Below are 19,644 nucleotides of genomic sequence, written 5' to 3'. Positions count from 1 at the left end.
CGCTCGGGGCATCAGGCTTCGGGGCGGTATTGCGGCGTTTCGAGATCGATCACCGGCGCCAGGACCTCGCCCATGGCGAGCAGCCGGGCATCGTCGAAGCGCGGCGACACGATCTGCACGCCGACGGGCAGGCCGATCGGCCCGGTCGTGCAGGGAATGCCGAGGCAGGGGACGTGCAGCAGCGTCCACATCGCGTTGAAGACATGGTCGCCGGTGTTGTAGCTGCCCTCCGGCGCCTCGCCGGGTGCGGCCGGCGTCAGCACCACGTCGAAATCGGCATAGAGCGCTTCAAAAGCGCGCCGGCATTCCGCTGCGAGGTCATAGGCGGCGATCAGCTGGGCCGGCGTGATGCCGAGCTTGTTCTCGGCACGGTCGCGGAAATCCTGGTGCAGCCGGTCGCCGAATTCGAGCGCCGCATCGAGGAAGGAGGCGCGGCCCTCGCCCATCATGATCGTGTGCTGGGCATCGAACAGTCCGCCGAAGGGCTCGGGCAGCGTCAGCTCGGTCACCGTCACTCCGGCCTGCCGGAGCCGGTCGCAGGCGAGGTCGAAGGCCTTTTCGCCCGCGGGCTCGATCTTGCCCCAATAGGGCGTGCGGCAGGCCGCCACCTTGAGCGTGGTGAGGTCGGGCGTCGTGAGTGCACCGACATCGTGCAGGCGGAAGGCGGAGGCGACGAGCGAGAGATCCGCGACGCTGCGGCCATACCAGCCGATCGTGTCGAGCATGTTGGAATACTGCTTGGCGCCCTCGCGGCTGACCGAGCCCCAGGTCGGTTTCAGCCCGTAGATGCCGTTGAAGGAGGCGGGGCGGATATGCGAGCCGCCGGTCTGGGTGCCGAAGGCGAGCGGCACCTGCCGGTCGCCGACGGCTGCGCCCGAGCCGGAGGAGGAGCCGCCGGGCGTATGGGCGAGGTTCTTCGGGTTGCGCGTCGCCGCCCGCCGGCCGCCGGCCGCGAACTCCACCGTGTCGGTCTTGCCGAGGATGACCGCGCCCGACAGCCGCGCCACCCCGACGCAGGCTGCGTCCCGTGCCGGCCTGTGGCCCTGGAACACCGGCGAGTTGTAGGTCGTCGGCATGTCGGCGGTGTCGATCATGTCCTTCACGCCGAAGGGCAGCCCGTGCAGCGGGCCCTTCACGGGATGCTTGTCGACCTCGCGGGCGGCCGCAATCGCCTTGGCCTTGTCGAGATGGAGCCAGGCCTTGACCTGCGGGTCGCGCGCCTCGATCCGGGCGATGCAGGAGCGGATCAGGGTCTCGCTGGTCAGCCTGCCGTCGCGAATCTGCGCGGCGGCCTCGGCGGCGGTCAGAAAACAGGGTTCCATGTGCGTCTTGCTTTCTCAGGCGGCGGAGAGGAGGCGGCTGCGCTCTTCGGCACCCGTGTCGATGACGGATTGGAGCGCCTGCGCGATCCCGAGCAGCCGCGCATCGGACAGGCGCGGGCCGACGAGCTGGACGCCGACCGGCAGGCCGAGCCCGCCCAGGATGGCGGGGATGGCGACGCAAGGCGTGTGCAGCAGCGTCCAGAGGCCGTTGAAGATCCAGTTGCCGACGTTGTGGAGGCCCTTCGGCGCCTCGCCGGTCGAGGCCGGCGCCAGCACCGCGTCATAGCCCGCGGCGATGGCGTCGAACTCTTTCCGGCAGATGTCGGAGAGGTCGAACGCCTCGACGAGCCGTTTCGGCGTCACGCCGCGCCCGTTCTCGACCGTCAGCCGCAGTTCCGGATGGAGCTTGTCGCCATGGCGCAGATATTCGTCATGCAGCGCGACGCGGCCCTCGCCATACATGATCATCGTATGGGCCTCGGCGAGATCGCCGAAATGGGCGGGAAGCCGGATCTCCTCCACGACCGCGCCGGCCTTGCGCAGCCGCTCGACGCTGGCGGCCATCGCCTGTTTCGCGCCGTCCTCGGCTTGGGCCCAGAACGGGGTTTCGCAAGAGCCGATGCGCAGGCCCTTCACGTCGGGGACGGCGATGGCCCCGGTTCCCTCGAGCCTGAATGCCTGCGCGGCCAGCACCAGATCCTCGACGCTGCGGCCATACCAGCCGACCGTGTCGAGGATCGCCGAGATCATATGGACGCCCTCGCGGCTGACCGTGCCCCAGCTGGGTTTCAGCGCATAGATGCCGTTGAACGAGGCGGGCCGGATATGCGAGCCGGCGGTCTGGGTGCCGAAGGCGAAGGGCACCTGGAAATCCCCGACCGCCGCGCCCGAGCCCGAGGAGGAGCCGCCCGGCGTGTGGGCCGCGTTGTAGGGGTTGGTGCTGGCGGCCCGGCGCGAGTTGAAGGCGAACTCGACGGTGTCGGTCTTGCCGAGGATGACCGCACCCGCCTGGCGCACGATGCCGACGCAGGCGGCGTCCCGCGTCGGGCGGTGGCCCTGCCAGGCCGGCGAGTTGTAGGTCGTCGGCAGGTCCGCCGTATCCATGATGTCCTTCACGCCGAAGGGCAGGCCGTGCAGCGGCCCCATGGACGGGCGCTTGTCGATCTCGCGCGCCTGGGCGATGGCGTGGGCGCGATCGACATGGAGCCAGGCCTTGACCACCGGGTCGCGCGCCTCGATCCGCTCCAGGCAGGAGCGGATCAGCGCTTCGCTGGTGAGCCGGCCCGTCTTGATCGCCGCGGCGGCCTCGGCCGCCGTCAGGAAGCAGGGTTCGGCCCCCGTCACGGCGCGGCCCGCCGCGGCGTCACGGTGAAGAGATGGGCGGGTTCATTTTCCTCGGACGGCATGCGCCGGATTCCGAGCCCGGCCTCGCGCACGGTCTTCGCCAGCTCGGCGAGGCGCGCGAATTGCGCTTCTGGCAGACCGTTGAGCCCATGCCGCTCGGCATAGAGCAAGATCTCGTCGAGGCTGGTGGTCTGGATGTCGGACATCGTCGTTCCTCGATGGGTCAGAGCGCGGGGCGGCGCGCGCGCCAGGGCGTCGCGGATTCATAGGCCTGGGCGACCTGCAGCACGGTCGCCTCGTCGAAGAAGCGGCCGACGATCTGGGCGTTGAGCGGCACGCCGCAGGCGTCGTAGCCGGTGCAGAGCGACAGCGCCGGGTGGCCGGTGACGTTGAACACCGAGGTCGCGGTGTCGGTGGTGAAGGGGGTGATCGTCTCCGGCTCGTCGAAGCGCGGCGCGACATGGAAGGCGCCCGCGATCAAAAGCGCGTCGCAGGAGGCCATCAGCGCATCCGTCGCCGCCGTCAGCGTGCGCCGCAGCCGCGTCGCAGCGAGATAGTCGGCGGCGCGGACGGTGAAGCCCGCCATCATCTTCTCGCGCAGGGCCTGACCCATCAGGGCGCTGCGCTCGAGGAAGTCCTTCTCGTGGATCGAGTAGGACTCGGCCCAGTTGATGACCTTGGTCACGCTGCGGTACTCGGCCAGCGGCGCCGGCAGCCTGACCTCGCGGATGATCGCGCCCTGCGCCTCCAGCAGCGCGGCCGCCTCGTCCATCGCCTGCGCATTGGCGGCGTCGAGCGCCTCGCCGCCCGGTCCGAGATCGCGGACATAGCCGATGACCAGCCCCTTCACGCCGGCATGCAGCGCCTTGCGGTAGTCGGGGACGGGAATGTCGGCGCTGGAGGGGTCCTCCGCGTCGTACCCCGCGATCGCCTGCATCACGATGGCGTTGTCCTCGATCGTCCAGGTCAGCGGGCCGGTATGGTTGAGCGTCCAGCAATTGGGCAGGCAATGCGCCCGGCTGACCCGGCCGAAGGTCGCCTTGAGGCCCTGCAGCCCGCAGGCGGCCGCCGGCAGGCGGATCGAGCCGCCGGTGTCGGAGCCGAGCGAGAACATCGCCAGCCCCGCGGGCACCGAGGCTCCCGCACCGGTCGAGGAACCGCCGGTAAATCGTTCCAGATCCCAGGGATTGCGCGCCACCTCGAAGGGCAGGTCGTGATAGACGCCACCATTGCCGGTGCCGTATTCCCAGGTGTTGAGCTTGCCGAGCAGGATCGCGCCGGCGGCCTCCAGCCGGGCCACCGCCGTCGAGGTCGTCTTCGAGACATGGTTGAGCATCAGCCGCGAGCCGCCCGTCGTCGGCAGGCCGGCGACGTAGTAATTGTCCTTCACCGCGAAGGGGATGCCGTGCAGCGCGCCCTTCCAGCGCCCGGCCGCGATCTCGGCCTCGGCTGTGCGGGCGGCGGCGAGCGCGAGCTCGGCCGTAACGGTGATGTAGCAGTGCAGCGTGCCATCGAGCGCGGCGATGCGGGCGAGGAAAGCCTCGACCAGCGTGACCGGTGAGAGCTGGCCGCTGCCGATCAGGCGCGAGGCCTCGGTGACGGTGAGATAATGCAGCGGAGTGCTGGCGGTCGCGAAGCTGGCGGCGGGGCTCGGCTTGTTCATGGCGGCACCTCTCATTCGGCCGGGACGCGGCTTGCATCCGCGACAGGCATGGCAGGGACGATCCCGACCGCGCGCAGCAGCTGGAACACGTAGGGCGAGGACAGGATCACCAGGAAAATCCGCAGCAGGTGGAAGGCGACGATGATCGGCACGTCGAGATGCAGCACCTTGGCGGTGATGCACATTTCGGTGACGCCGCCGGGCGATGTCGCGAGGATCATGTTGGCCGGCGAGATCCCGGTCAGATGCGCCACCAGCAGGCCCACAGTGGCGCAGCCGGCCATCAGCACCGCCAGATTGAGCAGCGCGGCGGGGATGAAGCGGCGCATGCTGGCGAGCAGCGCGCGCTGGAATTGCGAGCCGATCTGCGCCCCGACGAGGACCTGCCCCGCAGCCGAGAGCCAGGGCGGGATCGAGGACAGGTTCGCCTCGAACAGGCCGAGCAGGCAGCCCGCCGCCATCGGCCCCAGCAACCAGGCATTGCGGAAGCGGAACTTGGCCAGAACCGCCGAGAAACCGAGCGAGAAGGCCAGCGTCGCCAGCAGGCCGGGGGCGGAGGCCGGCAGCACGCCATGGACATTGGTGCTGCTGCCGCCGGCGCCCAGCAGCGTCAGCGCGCTCGGGATCACGATCGTCACGCTGACGACGCGCAGCAGCTGCGTCACCGCGATCGGCAGCGGTTGCCCGCCGAAACGCTCGCCGATCAGGCTCATCTCGGCCACGCCGCCGGGCACGCTGCAGAAGAAGGCAGTGGCGTGGTCGATCCGCGCGGTGCGGGCGAGCAGGAAGGAGGCGGCGGCGCCGACGACGAGCGTCGTCGCGCTGGCGGCGATGATCACCGGCAGGTGCGACAGCACCATGCCGGCCGCCTCCGGCGTGAAATAGAGACCGAGCGCCGTGCCCAGCACCAGCATGCCGGCGATGCGGCCGACCGGCGTGCCCGCGACCGGCAGGCCGCAGAAGGTCGCCAGCCCGCTGAACACGATCGGCCCGATCATCCAGGGCAGGGGGGTGCCGAGCGCGTTGAAGACGGCGCCGCCGAAGGCGCCGATCGCGAGGCCGAGCGCGATGCGCCCGAGATGGCCGGGTGTGATCATCGTCGCGTCGCTCAGCTCGCCTTCAGGAGGGGCGCCTGCAGCAGCGGGGCCTGGGCGAAGCCCGGGCCGGGGCCGTATTGCAGGCAGCGTGCCCTCTGGCCGCCCTCGAGCGCGATCAGTTCCGGCTGGAGGGAGAGGCAGGGCTCGCGGGCGGCCGAGCAGCGCGGCGCGAAGGGGCAGCCGGCGGGGAGGTCAGTGAGATCGGGCGGCGAGCCGGGGATCGGGTCGAGCGTCGCGCCGCGCATGTCGGCATGGATCGTCGAGTTCATCAGGCCCTGGGTGTAGGGATGGCGCGGTGCGTCCATCACCTGCTCGACCGTGCCGGTCTCGACGAATTTGCCCGCATACATCACCGCGATGCTGTCGGCGACCTCGCAGGCGACGCCGAGGTCATGGGTGACGAAGATCGTCGCCATGCCGAGCTCGCGCTGCAGTTCGCGCAGCAGCAGCAGGATCTGGATCTGCACGGTGGCGTCGAGCGCCGTCGTCGGCTCGTCGGCGAGCAGAAGCTTGGGCTTGCAGGCGAGCGCGAGCGCGATCATGCCGCGCTGGCGCAAGCCGCCTGACAATTCATGCGGATAGGCGGCCAGCCGGCGCCTCGCCGAGGGCACCTGGACGAGTTCGAGCAGTTCGAGCGCCCGTTTCTCGGCGTCGCGGAACGAGATGCCCTCGTGATAGACCAGCGTCTCGGCGATCTGCTGGCCGATGGTGAAGACCGGATCGAGCGCCGTCATCGGCTCCTGGAAGATCATCGAGATCAGGCCGCCGCGGATGCGGCGCAGCTGATGCTCGCCGAGCGCGAGCACGTCGGTGCCATCGACGGTGATGCGCCCGCCGATCCGCGCCGTCGGCGGAAACAGCCGCATCAGCGCCCGCAGCGTCACGCTCTTGCCCGAGCCGGATTCGCCGAGCACGCACATCGACGAGCCGCGATCGAGCGTGAAGGAGACCCCGTTGACGACGGCGATGTCGAGATCGCGCCCGGTGAACCGGACGGTGAGATCCTCGACCTCGACCAGAGGGGGGCGGGTGGCGACAGCAGCGGGCGCCGCCGTGGCAAGAGGTGAGGTCTGGGTCAATGCACCGCTCCCTCGCCGGGCGCCGCGCTGTGGCCGGAGCCCGGGCGGTGCGCGTGACAGGCGACCGGATGCGCCTCACCACCCTCGAGGCTGCCCAGCAGCGGCACCGTCTCGGAACAGACCGCCTCGGCGATCGGGCAGCGGGTCCGGAAGCGGCAGCCGCTCGGCGGGTTGATCGGGTTGGGCGGGTCGCCCGACAGGGGCGGCTTGCTCATCCGCCGGCGCGGATCCATCGACGGACGCGAGGAGAGCAGCGCGCGGGTATAGGGATGCTTGGGCGCGCGATAGATCTCGTCGACCGGGCCGACCTCGACCGCCTTGCCGAGATACATCACCAGCACGCGGTCGCTCATGTACTGGATCACGTTGAGGTCGTGCGAGATGAAGATGTAGGTGAGCTCGAGATTGCGCTTGAGCTCCTGCAGCAGGTTGAGCACCTGCGCCTCGACCGATTTGTCGAGCGCCGAGACGGCCTCGTCGAGGATCAGCAGCCGCGGCCCCATGGTGAGCGCGCGGGCGATGTTGACGCGCTGGCGCTGGCCGCCGGAGAGCTCGTGCGGATAGCGCTGCGCGAACATGTCCGGCGTCAGCCCGACCATGCGCAGCATGCTGGCGGCGCGGGTCTTGGCGTCCTTGACCGCGGTGCCCTGCGCGATCAGGCCGAAGGCGATCGAATCCTCGATCGTCATGCGCGGGTTCAGCGAGGAATAGGAATCCTGGAAGACCATCTGCATCTGCCGGCGCAGGTCGCGCACCGACAGGCCGCGCAGCGCCCCGACCGCCTCGCCGTCGAAGATGATCTGGCCGGCATCGGGAACCATCAGATGCATCAGCAGCCGCGCCGTCGTCGATTTGCCGCAGCCGGATTCGCCGACGATGCCGAGCGTCTCGCCCTTGTCGACGACGAGATCGACGCCGTCGACCGCCTGTACCCAGGCCTGCGGCCTACCGAGCAGGCCGCCGCGGATGGGAAAGTGCTTCTTCAGCCCCTCGACGATGAGGAGCGGCTGGGCGGGCCCGCCGCGGTCGCGCGGGTCGGGATCGCTGGGAACCGCGGTCATCGCGGCCCCACGCGGGGAGGTAGGAACGGCGCTCATCGCGGGGACCTCACTGCTTGACGTCCATGGCGCTGCGCAGGCCATCGCTCATCAGGTTGAAACACATCGAGGTGATGAAGATCATCGCGCCGGGGATGATCGCGTTGAGCGGGGCGACGTAGATCGCCTGGCGCAGCGTGTTCAGCATCAGCCCCCATTCCGGCTCGGGCGGCGTGATGCCGAGGCCGAGGAAGGACAGCCCCGAGGCGAGCACGATCGAGACGCTGATCAGACTGGAGGCGTAGCTCAGGATCGGCCCCGTGACGTTGGGCACGACATGGGCGGTGACGATGCGCCAGTTGGCGGCACCGGTCGCGCGCGCCGCCTCGACGAAGTCCTGAGCCCGCATCTGCGTCGCAACGCTTTCGGCGACGCGGGCGATGGGCGGAATGAAGACCAGCGTCAGCGATAGGATGGTGTTGCCGATGCCCGCGCCCAGCACGCCGGAGATCGCGACCGCCAGCAGCACGGACGGGAAGGCGTAAAAGACGTCGATCACCCGCATGATCAGCATGTTGACGGCGCCGCCGACATAGCCGGCGATCACCCCCAGCGCCCCGCCGATCAGCGTCGCCAGCAGGACGGGCGTGAAGCCGATGAAGAGCGAGAGCCGGCCGCCATAGATCAGCCGCGAGAGCAGGTCGCGCCCGAGTTCGTCGGTGCCGAGCCAGTGGCGCGCATCGCCGGGCGCGATCAGCCGCCGCGCCATGCTGGTGCGGTAGGGGTCGTGCGGGGCGATCAGCGGCGCGAAGATCGCCGCCAGGATGATCAGCATCAACACGCCAAAGCAGATCATCGTGAAGCGGTCCTGCAGCAGCCGGCGCAGCACGTTGCGCCAGAAGCTGCGGGTGGCCGGACGCTTGCCCTTGAGCGGGGCGGACCCGGCGACGGCGATGGCGGGCTGCGACATGGCTTGTCCCTCAGGCGCGCTTGATGCGCGGGTCGACCGCGGTCTGCAGGATGTCGACGAGCAGGTTGATCAGGACGAAGAACATCGCCAGCACGAGGATCGTGCCCTGCAGCATCGGCAGGTCGCGGGTGAAGATGGCGTTGTTCAGAAGGAAGCCGGTGCCCGGCCAGGAGAACACCGTCTCGACCAGGATCGAGCCGCCCAGCAGCTGCGCGAGCTGCAGCCCCATCACCGCCAGAACGGCCGGCAGCGCGTTCTTGACGACATGGATGAAGACGCGCCGCCCGGGCAGGCCCTTGGCGTAGAGCGTCTGCATGTAGTCCTGCTTGCGCACCTCGGCGACGGTGCCGCGGACCGAGCGGGCGATGATGCCGGCGGGAATGACCGAGAGCGTCAGGGCGGGCAGGATCAGGTATTGCAGGCTGTCCCAGCCGAAGCCGAAGGAACCCGAGCCGCCTTCGCCCATGCCGGTGGCGGGCAGCAGATTCAGATTGACCGCGAAGACCACGATCAGGACCATCCCGAGCCAGTAATGCGGGATCGACACGCCGGTGATCGACACCGCGGTGACGGCGCGGTCGGTCGGTGTCCCCGCGACATAGCCGGAGACGACACCGAAGGCGCAGCCGAGCAGGAAGCCGAAGGTCACCGCTGCCGCCGCCAGCGTCAGCGTGTTGGCGATCGCCGGCAGCACCTCGGAGAGCACCGGCCGCCGCGTCATGATCGAGGTGCCGAAATCCCCGGTGACGACATGGCCGAGCCATTTCAGATACTGCACCGGCAGCGGCCGGTCGAAGCCATAGGCGGTGCGGATCTGCGCGACCGTCTCCGGCGAGGCTCCCTCGGGAATGATCGAGCTCAGCGGATCGCCCGGCGCCAGATGGATCAGCGCGAAGCAGACCAGCGAGACGCCGATCGCGATCGGGACCGTGTAGAGAATGCGCCGCAGCACATAGATGAGCATGGCAGACCTCCGTTGCGGCCGGGATCGGGACGGCGGGGCCGCCGTCCCGAGAGGCGCGGCGCTAGTCGACCGAGACCGGCGTCAGGTCCTGGAACCAGCTCTGGGCCTGGACGAAGCCCTTGACGTTGGGCCGCATCGCACGCGGGTTGAGGTCGTGAACGACCCAGATCCACATCGCCTCGTCGACGAGGCGGGTGTGCAGTTCCGCGAGGATCTTGCTCTGCTCGGCCGCGTCGAAAGTCGCCTTCGCCTTGAGAGCGAGTTCGTCGGCCTTGGCGTCCTTGTAGTCGCCCCAGTTGAAGCCGACGGGGACGCGGGCGAACGAGCCGGCTGTCGCGATCAGGCTGATATCGGGGTCCCAATAGGCCCAGGAGTTGTTGATGCCGTGCCGGCCCTTGTTCTCGGGGGCGTCGGCTCCCAGCCGGCGGCGGGTGCGCAGCGCCTCCCAGTCCATCACTTCGAACTCCATGTCGATGCCGACATCCTTGAAGTTCTCCTTGATGAACTCGTTCATCGGCAGCGGCTGCATCTGCCCGGAGCCGGACGGCGAGATGATCACCTTGACCTTGACCGGCTTGTCGGGGCCGTAGCCGGCTTCCTTCAGCAGCGCCTTGGCCTGGGCGGGGTCGTATTTGATCTGGAAATTGGGCTTGCCGAACCAGGGATGCTTGTCGTCGACCATGCCCTTGGCCGGCACGGCCAGCCCGCCGAGCATCTTGGCGATCCCCTCGCGGTCGATGGCGAGATTGGCCGCCTTGCGGATGCGGATGTCCTTGAACGGGGAGTCGTCGAGGAAGGAGAGCTGGTAGGGCCAGATATGGGGATACAGATTGGTGACGATCTGCATCTTCTGCTGCTTGAGCCGGGGCACCGAGTCCGGCGGCGGCGCCTCGATCCAGTCGACCTGGCCCGAGAGCAGGGCGGCGACGCGGGTGTTGGCGTCGGGCATCGGCAGCAGGATCAGCCGCTCCGACTTGGTGATGCGGGTCTTGTCCCAATGGTTGGGGTTGCGGACGAGTTCGGCGCGCTCGCGCGGCTTGGAGGACTCCAGCATCCAGGGGCCGGTCCCGGACGGTTTCTCGGCGAACTTGCTCCAGTCCTTGCCGAGCTCCTCCCAGCGCTTGGGGCTCGACATGAACAGGCTGGCGAGGTTGTAGGGCAGCACGGCGTCGACCCGCTTGGTCGTGATCTCGACCGTCCAGTCGTCGATCTTTCGCCAGCTCGCGATCGGAGCGAAATAGGACGCCGACTGGTTCGCCTGGCTCTGGTCGAACTGCGCCAATTCCTTCTTCATCAGCTTGTCGAAGTTCCACACCACCGCATCGGCGTTGAACTCCGAGCCGTCATGGAACTTGACGCCCTTGCGCAGGGTGAAGGTCCAGATCTTCTGATCCGCCGGATTGACCACCCAGCTCTCGGCCAGCGCGGGGATGATCTGCGCGGCCTTGTCGGATTTGGAGAGGTCCCATCGCGTCAGCCCGTCATAGAGCGTGATGCCCATGAAGCGGATGCCTTCGCCGCCCTGGCTCGGCTGACCGGTGGTCAGGGGAATGTCGCCTGCGGTCATCGCGACGCGCAGAACACCCGGCTTGCCTTGCGCCCAGGCTCTGTCGTGCTGGGCGGCCATCATGGTCAACGCCGCAAGCGGGGCCGCCGACAGGAGGCGCAGAAACGAACGTCTGGTCATGGATGAAACCCTTCCCCAAAAAGTCCTCGAACTGTCCCCTCGCGTCGTCTCCCGGTGGTCGGCGGCCTTGGTGGCCGCTCTGTGCTCGTCGGTGCCCGACGGCAGATGGCAGATGGCAGCGGGCTCAGGCGCCTTCGGGCGGCATGAACTTCCGCGGGTCGAAGACATGGGCCGGCTCGTCGGCCCGGTCGCGGCCACGACGCAGCCGCATCAGCATCGGCTCGACATTGCCCCAGGCCACGACCAACTCCTCGAAGAGGTCGGGCGGGAGCTGAAGCCCGGCCTGGCGCGCCATCACCGCGATGTCGTCGCGGCTGGCAGGGGCGGGCGGCACGGTCGTGGTCATGGGGCTCTCCCGTCAGGCGAGGTCGGGTGTGGCGAGATGCCAGTCGGTGGCGCGCTGATAGGCGTCGCCGGCGCGCAGCACCGTCGCCTCGTCGAAGGGGCGCCCGCCGAACTGGAGCGACAGCGGCAACCCGCCGGCCGAGAAACCGCAGGGGACATTCAGCGCCGGCATGCCGGTCAGGCTGAAGGGCATCGTGACGAGCTGGCGCTTCTTGAAGAAGTCGACGCCCTCGGGATCGGCGGGGTCGGCGGGAGCGAGCCAGCCGGCGGTGACGAAGAGGTCGAAGCGGCCGAAATGCGCCATCATCCGGCTGGCGAGTTCGGCTCGCCAGCGCATCGCCTGGACATAGTCCTCGGCCCGCACCAGCCCGCCGGCCATGACGCGGCTGCGCAGCAGCTTGCCGAAATCCTGCGGTCGCGTACGCATGTCCTTCTCATGGACGCTGAACAGCTCGGCGATCGAGATCGTCGTCTTCGCGTCGACATAGTCGCGCAGCGGATCGAGCGTGACCGGCTCGACGATGGCCCCGAGGTCGCGCAGCACCGCCACCGCGGCGTCCACGGCGGCGACGACCTCCTCGGTCGCGTCCGCCTCGTACCAGTGGCGCACCAGCCCGATCCGGAGGCCCTTGATCGAGCCGGTCAGCGCGGCGAGATAATCCGGCACCGGCTCGTCGATCGAACCCGGGTCGCGCGGGTCGTAGCCGGCGCAGGCCCCGAGCATGATCGCGCAGTCCTCGGCCGTGCGGGTCATCGGCCCGCAATGGTCGAGCGAATAGGTGTTGGGGTGGACGCCGCGCCGGCTGATGAGGCCATAGGTCGGCTTCAGACCGGTGATCCCGCACATCGCGGCGGGCCAGCGCACCGAGCCGCCGGTGTCGGTGCCGATCGCGGCCGGAACGAAACGGGCGCCGACGGCCGCCCCCGAGCCCGACGAGGAGCCGCCCGGGAGGTAGTCGCGGTTCCACGGATTGCGCGCCGGCGGCCAGGGCAGGTCCCAGGACGGGCCGCCGATGGCGAATTCGAAGGTCGCGGTCTTGCCGATCAGGATGCCGCCCGCCGCCTCGAGCTTGCTGGCGACGGTCGCGCTCTCAGTCGGGAAGCGATCGACGAAGATTTTCGAATGCGAGGAGGACAGGACGCCGGCGGTGTCGACATTGTCCTTCAGCGCGAAGGGAATGCCGTGGAACGGTCCGCGATCGATGCCCTCCGCCAGCTCCCGCGCCGCGGTCTTCGCCTGCGCCAGCGCCGTCTCGGCGCAGACGGTGATGAAGCTGTTGAGACGCCCGTCATAGCGGGCGATCCGGTCGAGGCAGGTCTGGGTCAGCTCGACGGGCGAGAGGTCGCCGGAGCGCATCATCCGTCCCAGTTCGAGAACGCTGAGATCCACCAGATCCGTGGTCGCGACCGGCTCGGCTTCGATGACGGACATGCGCTTCTCCTTCGATCTGCCGGTATTGCATGCAATGTAGGCGTCGATCGGGAGGTCGATTGGCCCCCCGTTGTTTGGGTCTCAGCAAGCCATGTGCCAACCGGATTGCCGGTCGACGGGATCGGTGCAGGACGAGCCGTCTGCCCGAAAAATTCGATTAAGCCTCTGGTTTGATTGCGGTTCGCTTTGATGCGGCCTGGCCGGAGCGTCGGAAGTTCTCGGCTTGGCTCTATCTCGGTCGGGCGGGAGGCCGCTCCATCCGGCTTGGCGCGCAACTGTGCTCAAATCAAAGCCAGCGAAACGATCCGTAGATGGGCAGAGTGTTGTCAAAAAAGTCCAATTAGACAAATGATATAAGATACTTATATGGTATAGGATTCGATATCCGTCCATGCGTAAATTGTGTACAAAACATCGTTTGTGCGAAAATGGTGTTGGTTCGTCGAGGCCGAAAGGCATAAGGCGGGGGGCGGAGGGCGACATGGTCACACGAACGGAATCGGTCACCCGGCGCCTGCGCGAGGCGGTTCTCGGCGGCGCCTACATGCCGGGCGGGCGGTTGAACGAGATGGCGCTGGCGGAGGCCATGCAGGTGTCGCGAACGCCGGTGCGGGCGGCGCTGGGCGCGCTCTTCGCCGAGGGGCTGCTCGATTACGAGCCCAATTGCGGCTATGTCGTCCGCCGCCTCTCGATCGACGAGGCGGTCCACATCTACACGGTGCGGGCGACGCTCGAGGGGCTAGCGGCCCGTCTGGCGGCCGAGATCGGGCTGGCCGATGCCGCGCGCGAGCGCTTTCGCGAGACGCTCGACGAAATGGAGCGGCTGATCGCCGGCGACGACTGGGGCGATGTCGAGCAGCAGCGTTGGGGCGACCTCAACATCGCCTTCCACGGCCAGATCACCGCGGCCTCCGGCAATGGCTACCTGGCCAATTCGATCCAGCGGACGCGCACCCTGCCGCTGCTGACCGAATCCGGTGTCCGGACCTTCCTCGCCGAGCGCGCCGTCGTCTGGTGGGATCGCGCGGCCTATCGCCGTTCGCAGGACGATCACCTCGACCTGGGCGAGGCCATCCTTGCGCGGCAGGGCGGGCGAGCCGAGGCTTTGATGCGCGAGCATGTCGAACGCGCCGGCCGGCTGATCGGGCGCAAGCTCGCCAACCGCACCGAGGCGGCGCTGGCGCTGTCATGAGCCTCGCAGGAAGGCCCGACCGATCCCACCATCTTCGGCACGGGCCGTGCGGTTGCCTCGGCTGGATGCATGCCATAGCTAGGATGAACTGCATGCAATCGAGCGCTCGGCCGCTGGGCCAGGCGCCGGTTGGGACCTGATCCTACACGAGGTCACGATGGCGACGACGGCTTCCCTGCTCCTGCGCGATGTCCGCCCCTATGCCGGGGCGCCCACCGACATCCTGATCGAGAACGGCCGCATCGCGCGGATCGCGGCAGGGATCGAGGCGCCCGGCGTCGCGGTCGAGGAGGGGCGTGGCGAGATCGTCGTGCCCGGCCTCGTCGAGGCGCACACCCATCTCGACAAGAACCTGCTCGGCCTGCCCTGGTATGTGAACGAGGTCGGCCCCAACCTGCTCGACAAGATCGACAACGAGCGGATGAACAAGAAGCGGCTCGACATCGAGCCCGCCCGCCAGTCGGCCCGGCAGGCGGTGCGGGCCTCGGTCTGCGGCGCGACCCAGATCCGCAGCCATGTCGACGTCGACACCGAGCATGGGCTGTGGGGCATCGAGGGCGTGATGGCGACGCGCGATGCCTGGCGCGACATCGTCGACATCGAGTTGGTCGCCTTTCCGCAATCGGGCCTGCTGCGCCGCCCGGGCACGCTCGAGATCATGGACGCGGCGATGAAGGCCGGCTGCGAGGTCGTCGGCGGGCTCGACCCCTGCGGCATCGACCGCGACCCCAAGGGCCATCTCGATGCGATCTTCGGGCTCTGCCAGCGCTACGGGAAGCCGCTCGACATCCATCTGCACGAGCCCGGCGAGATGGGCGCGTTTTCGCTCGACCTGATCATCGAGCGCACGCGGGCGCTCGGCATGAAAGGAAAGGTCGCGATCAGCCACGCCTTCTGCCTGGGCACGCCGGATCCGGCGCTGGTGGATCCCCTCATCGAGGCGATCGCCGAACTCGATATCGCCATCGTCACCACGGCTCCGGCGAGCCGCCCGGTTCCCGCCGTCAAGCGCATGCTCGCCGCCGGCATCCGCATCGCCGCCGGCTCGGACGGCATCCGCGACACCTGGAACCCCTATGGCAATGGCGACATGCTGGAGCGCGCCGTGCTCGTCGGCCTGCGCAACAATCTGCGCCGTGACGACGAGGTCCGGCTCGCGCTCGACACCTGCACCGTGGAGGGCGCGAAGCTGATGGAGGTCGCCGATTACGGGCTGGCCGAGGGCTGCGCCGCCGATCTGCTGATCCTGCCCGGCGAGACGCTGGCCGAGGCGGTCGTCAACCGCTCGCCCAACCGCCGCGTCCTCAAGCGCGGCCGCATCGTCGCCCGCGACGGGGTGCCGCTGCGCCCGGCGCCCTGAGGCCGGAGCTCAGTTCTTCTTGAGTCCCGACAGGCTGCGCGCCTCGACCTGGTCCATGGCACGCACCTGGCCCCAGAAGCTCGCCGGCGTCTCCAGCAGAGGCCTGAAGCCACAGTAGTCGAGCATCCACTCCGTCTGGGCCTGCGCCGTGTCGAGGACCGCGTCCTCGTTGACGAACTGCGCGACGCGGCCGCGAAGCGCGATCTGCCCGTCGACGATGACGGTGTCGACGTCGTTGCCATTGGCGAAATAGACCAGCCGGAACAGCGGCATGTTGGCCGGGTAGAGATGCGGCCGGCGCCAGTCGAGGAGCACGACATCGGCCTTCTTGCCGACCTCCAGCGAGCCGATCTCGTGGGCCATGCCGAGCGCGCGCGCGGCATCGACGGTGCACATCTCCAGCACGCGCCCCGGCGGCAGCCAGCTCGGATCGTGGTGGAAGGTGCGGTGGTAATGCATGCATTGCTGCATGTGCCGGAACATGTCGCCCGAGCGGTCGGGCGCCGTCGCATCCGAGCCGAGGCAGACATTGGCGCCGGCCTCCAGCAATTCCGTCACCGGGCAGCGCGCCAGGATCGAGGCGACGGCGGACGGATTATGGACGATATGCGTGCCGGTATCGGCGACGATGGCGATCTCCTCGTCGGTCAGCGCCGTCGAATGCGAGAGCAGCGCATGAGGCCCGAGAATGCCGAGTTCCTTGGCATAGGCGACGCTGCCCCTGGTGTGCCCGTCCTGCGTGAAGACGAGCCCGGCCTCCCTGGCGAAGTCCGCCATGCGGCGGCCCTGCGCGCGCGCATCGGCCAGATCCGAAGCGCTGAGCCCGGCCTCGTGCTCGGCGCGCAGCGTCGGCGTGATCAGCGCGATGTTGAGCCGCTTCCCGAGCCGGCCATGCTGCGTCTCGACCAGTGACTGGCAGGTTGCGAACATGTCATCGAAGGTCGTGGCGTGTTCCCTGGCCTCGCCGTTCTCGAAGCGCGCATAGGTCCGCGGGAAGGGTGGGCGCGTCGCGCCGACCGCCAGCACCGAGCGCGTGCCGACCTCGGCGACGCCGTCGAGATGCGCCTCGCCATAAACAGGCTCGTCGCAGCGCATGATGGTGTCGCCGCCGCCCAGCAGCGCGACCGCCGTGGTCACGCCGAAGCGAAGTCGCTCCAGCGCCGCGAGTTGCGCCTCGGCGCGCCACCATTCCGGCGTCGAGGCGACGGTGTAAACCCTATGGCAGACCTCGTACCATTCGTCGCTGCGCCCGCCGCCCATGGTCTTGATCAGGCCATGGCCGGCATGGGTGTGCGCGTCGATCAGGCCCGGCATCACGATCTTGCCGGCGGCGTCGATGAGGGTCGCGGCGTTGCCATGGCTGATCGCGAGTTCGGCGCTGGTGCCGACGGCGACGATGCGGTCGCCTTTGATCGCGACGGAACCGTCCTCGATGACGCGGCGGGTGCCGTCCATCGTCACGACGACGCCGTGCTGGATCAGGATGTCGGTCATGGTCGTCTCCTCAGGCTCTATGTGTTCTGTTCGGTGAAGCCGGCTGTCAGACTTCGCCGCGAATGCGCTCGAGCGTCGGCACGAGCGAGAGCAACTGGCGGGTGTAGTCGGCCTGCGGCGTCGTGAAGAGCGTCTCGGCCGCCGCCATCTCGACGATCCGGCCCGCGCGCATCACCGCGACTCGGTCGCACATCTGGCGGATGACCGCGAGATCGTGGCTGATCAGCAGCAGCGTCAGCCCGGTCGCGTCGCGCAGATCCTTGAGCAGGTTGAGGATCTGCGCCTGGACGGAGACGTCGAGCGAGGAGGTCGGCTCGTCGCAGACGATGAGCCTGGGCCTCGCCCCCAGCGCCCGCGCGATCGAGAGCCGCTGGCGCTGCCCGCCGGAGAAGGCATGCGGGAAGCGCTGCGCGGCCTCCGTGGGCAGGCCGACGGCCTCGATCAGCAGGCCGACATCGGCCTCGGCTTCAGCCCGCGTCCGGGCCAACTCGTAGAACAGGATCGGCTCGGCCAGGATGCGGCCGACCCGCATCCGCGCGTTCAGCGAGGAATAGGGGTCCTGGAAGATCATCTGGATCGCGCGACGGGCCTTGCCCTTGCGCGGCGCCGCCTCCGCGCCGGCGATCATCTGGCCATCGAAGCGGATGGTGCCGCCGGTCGGCGCCCGCAGGCCCGCCACCACATTGGCGATGGTGGTCTTGCCGCAGCCGGACTCGCCGACGAGGCCGAAGACCTCGCCCTGGCGGATGTCGAAGCTCACCCCGTCGACGGCCCGGAAGGCACGGGCGCCACGGCCGGCGAGGAAGCCGGCGCCATAGTCGACGCTGAGATTGTCGACGCTGAGCAGGGGGACGTCGCCACCCGGCGACGGGTCCCCGACGGCCAGGGCCTTCTCCCGCAGCTTGTCCCGGGCGGCGCCGGCCTCGGTCTGGTTCGCGCCGTCGAGCATCGGAAAGCGGTCGAGCCGGATGTCGATGCGCGGCACGGCGCCGATCAGGGCCTTGGCATAGTCCGCCTGGGGATTGCGCAGGACCTGCGCCACCGGCCCGCTCTCGACGATGTGGCCGCGATGCATGATCGTTACCGTATCGGCGATCTGCGCGACGACGCCCATATTGTGGGTGACGAGCAGGATGCCGATGCCGCGCTCATCCGCCAGGCCGCGTAGCAGATCGAGGATCTGCGCCTGGATCGAGACGTCGAGCGCCGTCGTCGGCTCGTCGGCCACCAGCAGCCGCGGCTCGCAGGCCAGGGCGCAGGCGATGACGACGCGCTGTCGCTGCCCGCCGGAGAGCTGGTGCGGATAGGCCGACAGCCGCCGCTCGGGCTCGGGAATGCCCACCGCCTTGAGCAGCTCCAGCGCCCGCGCCCGCGCCGCGCTCCGGTCGAGCGGCAGATGCGCGCGCAGCGTCTCGACGATCTGGCTTTCGACCGTGAAGAGCGGATTGAGGCTCGTCATCGGGTCCTGGAAGACTGCGCCGATGTCACGGCCGAGCCGGATCGCGCCGGGCTTCTGCGGGTCGAAAGGCTGGCCGTCGAGCGCGATCGTGCCCGAGGCGATCCGGCCGGGCTTCTCGAGCAGGCCGAGCACCGCATTGCCGATCGTCGTCTTGCCCGCGCCGGATTCGCCGACCAGCGCATGAATCTCGCCCGGCGCGATCGAGAGCGTGGCGCCCTCGACGGCCGTCAGCACGCCGCCATCCGCCAGCGGGTATTCGATCCGCAGCCGGTCGATGGCGAGGATGGGGGCAACCGCGCTCATCCGCGCCCCCGCAGCTTCGGGTTGAACAGGTCGCGCAGCCAGTCGCCGACGATGTTGACGCCGAGCACCAGCAGCACCAGCAGCAGCGCCGGAAACAGCGCGATCCACCAGACGCCGGAGAAGACGAACTCGTTGCCGATGCGGATCAGCGTGCCCAGCGAGGGATAGGTCGGCGGCATGCCGACGCCGAGGAAGGAGAGGGTGGCTTCCGTCAGCACGGCGGCGGCGAGGTTGATGGTCGCGATCACCAGCACCGGCCCCATCACATTGGGCAGGATGTGCCGCAGCATGATCTGGCGGGCGGGCAGGCCGATCACCTTGACCGCGCGGACATAGTCGCGCGCGCTCTCGACCATGGTCGCGGCCCGCACGGTGCGCGCATACTGCACCCATTCATGGATCGCGATCGCCCCGATCAGGATGAAGGGGGCCCATTCCGCCGAACTCGCGGCTGGAAACAGCATCCGCGCGACGCCCGCGACGAGCAGGGCGAGCAGAATGGTCGGGAAGCTCAGGATGATGTCGCCGAAGCGCATGATCGCGGCGTCGACCCAGCCGCCGAAATAGCCCGCGATCAGGCCGAGCCCGACGCCGACCACCGCCGCCACCATCACCGCGCCGCCGCCGATCAGGATCGAGACCCGCGCGCCGTAGAGCATGGCTGAAAGCAAGTCGCGGCCCTGGTTGTCGGTGCCGAGCAGGAAGCGCGGATCGCCATCGGGCGAGAAGCGCGGCGGCAGCTCCGCGTCGATCAGGTTGAAGCTGGTCAGGTCGGTCGGATCGAACGGCGCGATCAGCGGTGCCAGGGCGGCCGCCGCCACGATGACGGCGGCCATCAGCCCGGCGAGCCAGACCGAGAGCGGGACGCGCCGCAGCCGCCGGGACAGGGAGGCCGC

Annotated in this window: 17 protein-coding genes; 2 read left to right on the top strand and 15 right to left on the bottom strand. The window is 68.9% G+C overall.

Annotated elements, in window-relative coordinates:
• Window positions 1-11: 11 nt before the first annotated feature.
• The 12 genes from SJY11_RS16430 to SJY11_RS16375 all read right to left on the bottom strand — a co-directional run bounded on the left by SJY11_RS16430 (window position 12) and on the right by SJY11_RS16375 (window position 12,940).
• The gene (locus SJY11_RS16430) at window positions 12-1,322 is read right to left on the bottom strand and encodes an amidase (protein ID WP_376987817.1); all 1,311 of its coding nucleotides are present in this window, start codon (window positions 1,320-1,322) and stop codon (window positions 12-14) included.
• A gap of 15 nt (window positions 1,323-1,337) precedes the next feature.
• Window positions 1,338-2,666: an amidase gene (locus tag SJY11_RS16425; RefSeq protein ID WP_376987816.1), complete on the bottom strand. Its 1,329-nt coding sequence runs from the start codon at window positions 2,664-2,666 to the stop codon at window positions 1,338-1,340.
• Window positions 2,663-2,872, bottom strand: a complete 210-nt coding sequence (locus tag SJY11_RS16420; RefSeq protein ID WP_376987815.1) for a hypothetical protein — start codon at window positions 2,870-2,872, stop codon at window positions 2,663-2,665. Before SJY11_RS16420 ends, SJY11_RS16425 begins: the two co-directional genes overlap by 4 nt.
• Window positions 2,873-2,889: 17 nt before the next feature.
• The gene (locus SJY11_RS16415) at window positions 2,890-4,329 is read right to left on the bottom strand and encodes an amidase (RefSeq protein ID WP_376987814.1); all 1,440 of its coding nucleotides are present in this window, start codon (window positions 4,327-4,329) and stop codon (window positions 2,890-2,892) included.
• A gap of 11 nt (window positions 4,330-4,340) precedes the next feature.
• Entirely contained in the window at window positions 4,341-5,426 is a 1,086-nt protein-coding gene (locus SJY11_RS16410) for an AbrB family transcriptional regulator (RefSeq protein WP_376987813.1), read from the bottom strand.
• A gap of 11 nt (window positions 5,427-5,437) precedes the next feature.
• Complete coding sequence (locus tag SJY11_RS16405) at window positions 5,438-6,505, bottom strand: ABC transporter ATP-binding protein (protein ID WP_376987812.1); 1,068 nt, start codon at window positions 6,503-6,505, stop codon at window positions 5,438-5,440.
• Window positions 6,502-7,566: an ABC transporter ATP-binding protein gene (locus SJY11_RS16400; RefSeq protein WP_376989350.1), complete on the bottom strand. Its 1,065-nt coding sequence runs from the start codon at window positions 7,564-7,566 to the stop codon at window positions 6,502-6,504. The genes SJY11_RS16405 and SJY11_RS16400 overlap by 4 nt, the downstream gene beginning before the upstream one ends.
• A 46-nt stretch (window positions 7,567-7,612) precedes the next feature.
• The gene (locus SJY11_RS16395; RefSeq protein ID WP_376987811.1) at window positions 7,613-8,512 is read right to left on the bottom strand and encodes an ABC transporter permease; all 900 of its coding nucleotides are present in this window, start codon (window positions 8,510-8,512) and stop codon (window positions 7,613-7,615) included.
• A 10-nt stretch (window positions 8,513-8,522) separates the two neighbouring features.
• Window positions 8,523-9,476 (bottom strand): ABC transporter permease, encoded by a 954-nt coding sequence (locus SJY11_RS16390; RefSeq protein WP_376987810.1) that lies wholly within the window; start codon window positions 9,474-9,476, stop codon window positions 8,523-8,525.
• 61 nt (window positions 9,477-9,537) lie between these two features.
• Window positions 9,538-11,163 (bottom strand): ABC transporter substrate-binding protein, encoded by a 1,626-nt coding sequence (locus SJY11_RS16385; RefSeq protein ID WP_376987809.1) that lies wholly within the window; start codon window positions 11,161-11,163, stop codon window positions 9,538-9,540.
• A gap of 124 nt (window positions 11,164-11,287) precedes the next feature.
• On the bottom strand, window positions 11,288-11,509 hold the full coding sequence (locus SJY11_RS16380) for a hypothetical protein (protein WP_376987808.1): 222 nt from the start codon (window positions 11,507-11,509) through the stop codon (window positions 11,288-11,290).
• 12 nt (window positions 11,510-11,521) lie between these two features.
• Window positions 11,522-12,940 (bottom strand): amidase, encoded by a 1,419-nt coding sequence (locus SJY11_RS16375; RefSeq protein WP_376987807.1) that lies wholly within the window; start codon window positions 12,938-12,940, stop codon window positions 11,522-11,524.
• A gap of 481 nt (window positions 12,941-13,421) precedes the next feature.
• On the opposite strand from SJY11_RS16375, the gene SJY11_RS16370 reads away from it, so the two are divergent.
• Both SJY11_RS16370 and SJY11_RS16365 read left to right on the top strand, forming a co-directional pair.
• Window positions 13,422-14,132 (top strand): GntR family transcriptional regulator, encoded by a 711-nt coding sequence (locus SJY11_RS16370; protein WP_376987806.1) that lies wholly within the window; start codon window positions 13,422-13,424, stop codon window positions 14,130-14,132.
• A 157-nt stretch (window positions 14,133-14,289) separates the two neighbouring features.
• The gene (locus tag SJY11_RS16365) at window positions 14,290-15,492 is read left to right on the top strand and encodes an amidohydrolase family protein (RefSeq protein ID WP_376987805.1); all 1,203 of its coding nucleotides are present in this window, start codon (window positions 14,290-14,292) and stop codon (window positions 15,490-15,492) included.
• Window positions 15,493-15,501: 9 nt separating this feature from the next.
• Here the strand turns inward: SJY11_RS16365 and SJY11_RS16360 are convergent, their stop codons facing one another.
• The 3 genes from SJY11_RS16360 to SJY11_RS16350 are packed head-to-tail and all read right to left on the bottom strand — an operon-like array spanning window position 15,502 to window position 19,584.
• Window positions 15,502-16,986: an amidohydrolase family protein gene (locus tag SJY11_RS16360; RefSeq protein ID WP_376987804.1), complete on the bottom strand. Its 1,485-nt coding sequence runs from the start codon at window positions 16,984-16,986 to the stop codon at window positions 15,502-15,504.
• 46 nt (window positions 16,987-17,032) lie between these two features.
• Window positions 17,033-18,748: a dipeptide ABC transporter ATP-binding protein gene (locus tag SJY11_RS16355; RefSeq protein ID WP_376987803.1), complete on the bottom strand. Its 1,716-nt coding sequence runs from the start codon at window positions 18,746-18,748 to the stop codon at window positions 17,033-17,035.
• Window positions 18,745-19,584 (bottom strand): ABC transporter permease, encoded by an 840-nt coding sequence (locus SJY11_RS16350; protein WP_376989349.1) that lies wholly within the window; start codon window positions 19,582-19,584, stop codon window positions 18,745-18,747. Before SJY11_RS16350 ends, SJY11_RS16355 begins: the two co-directional genes overlap by 4 nt.
• Window positions 19,585-19,644: the final 60 nt, after the last annotated feature.

The organism is Allobosea sp. R86505 (assembly GCF_042466375.1).
Classification (GTDB): domain Bacteria; phylum Pseudomonadota; class Alphaproteobacteria; order Rhizobiales; family Beijerinckiaceae; genus Allobosea.
This window is presented reverse-complemented; position numbering and strand designations above follow the sequence as displayed.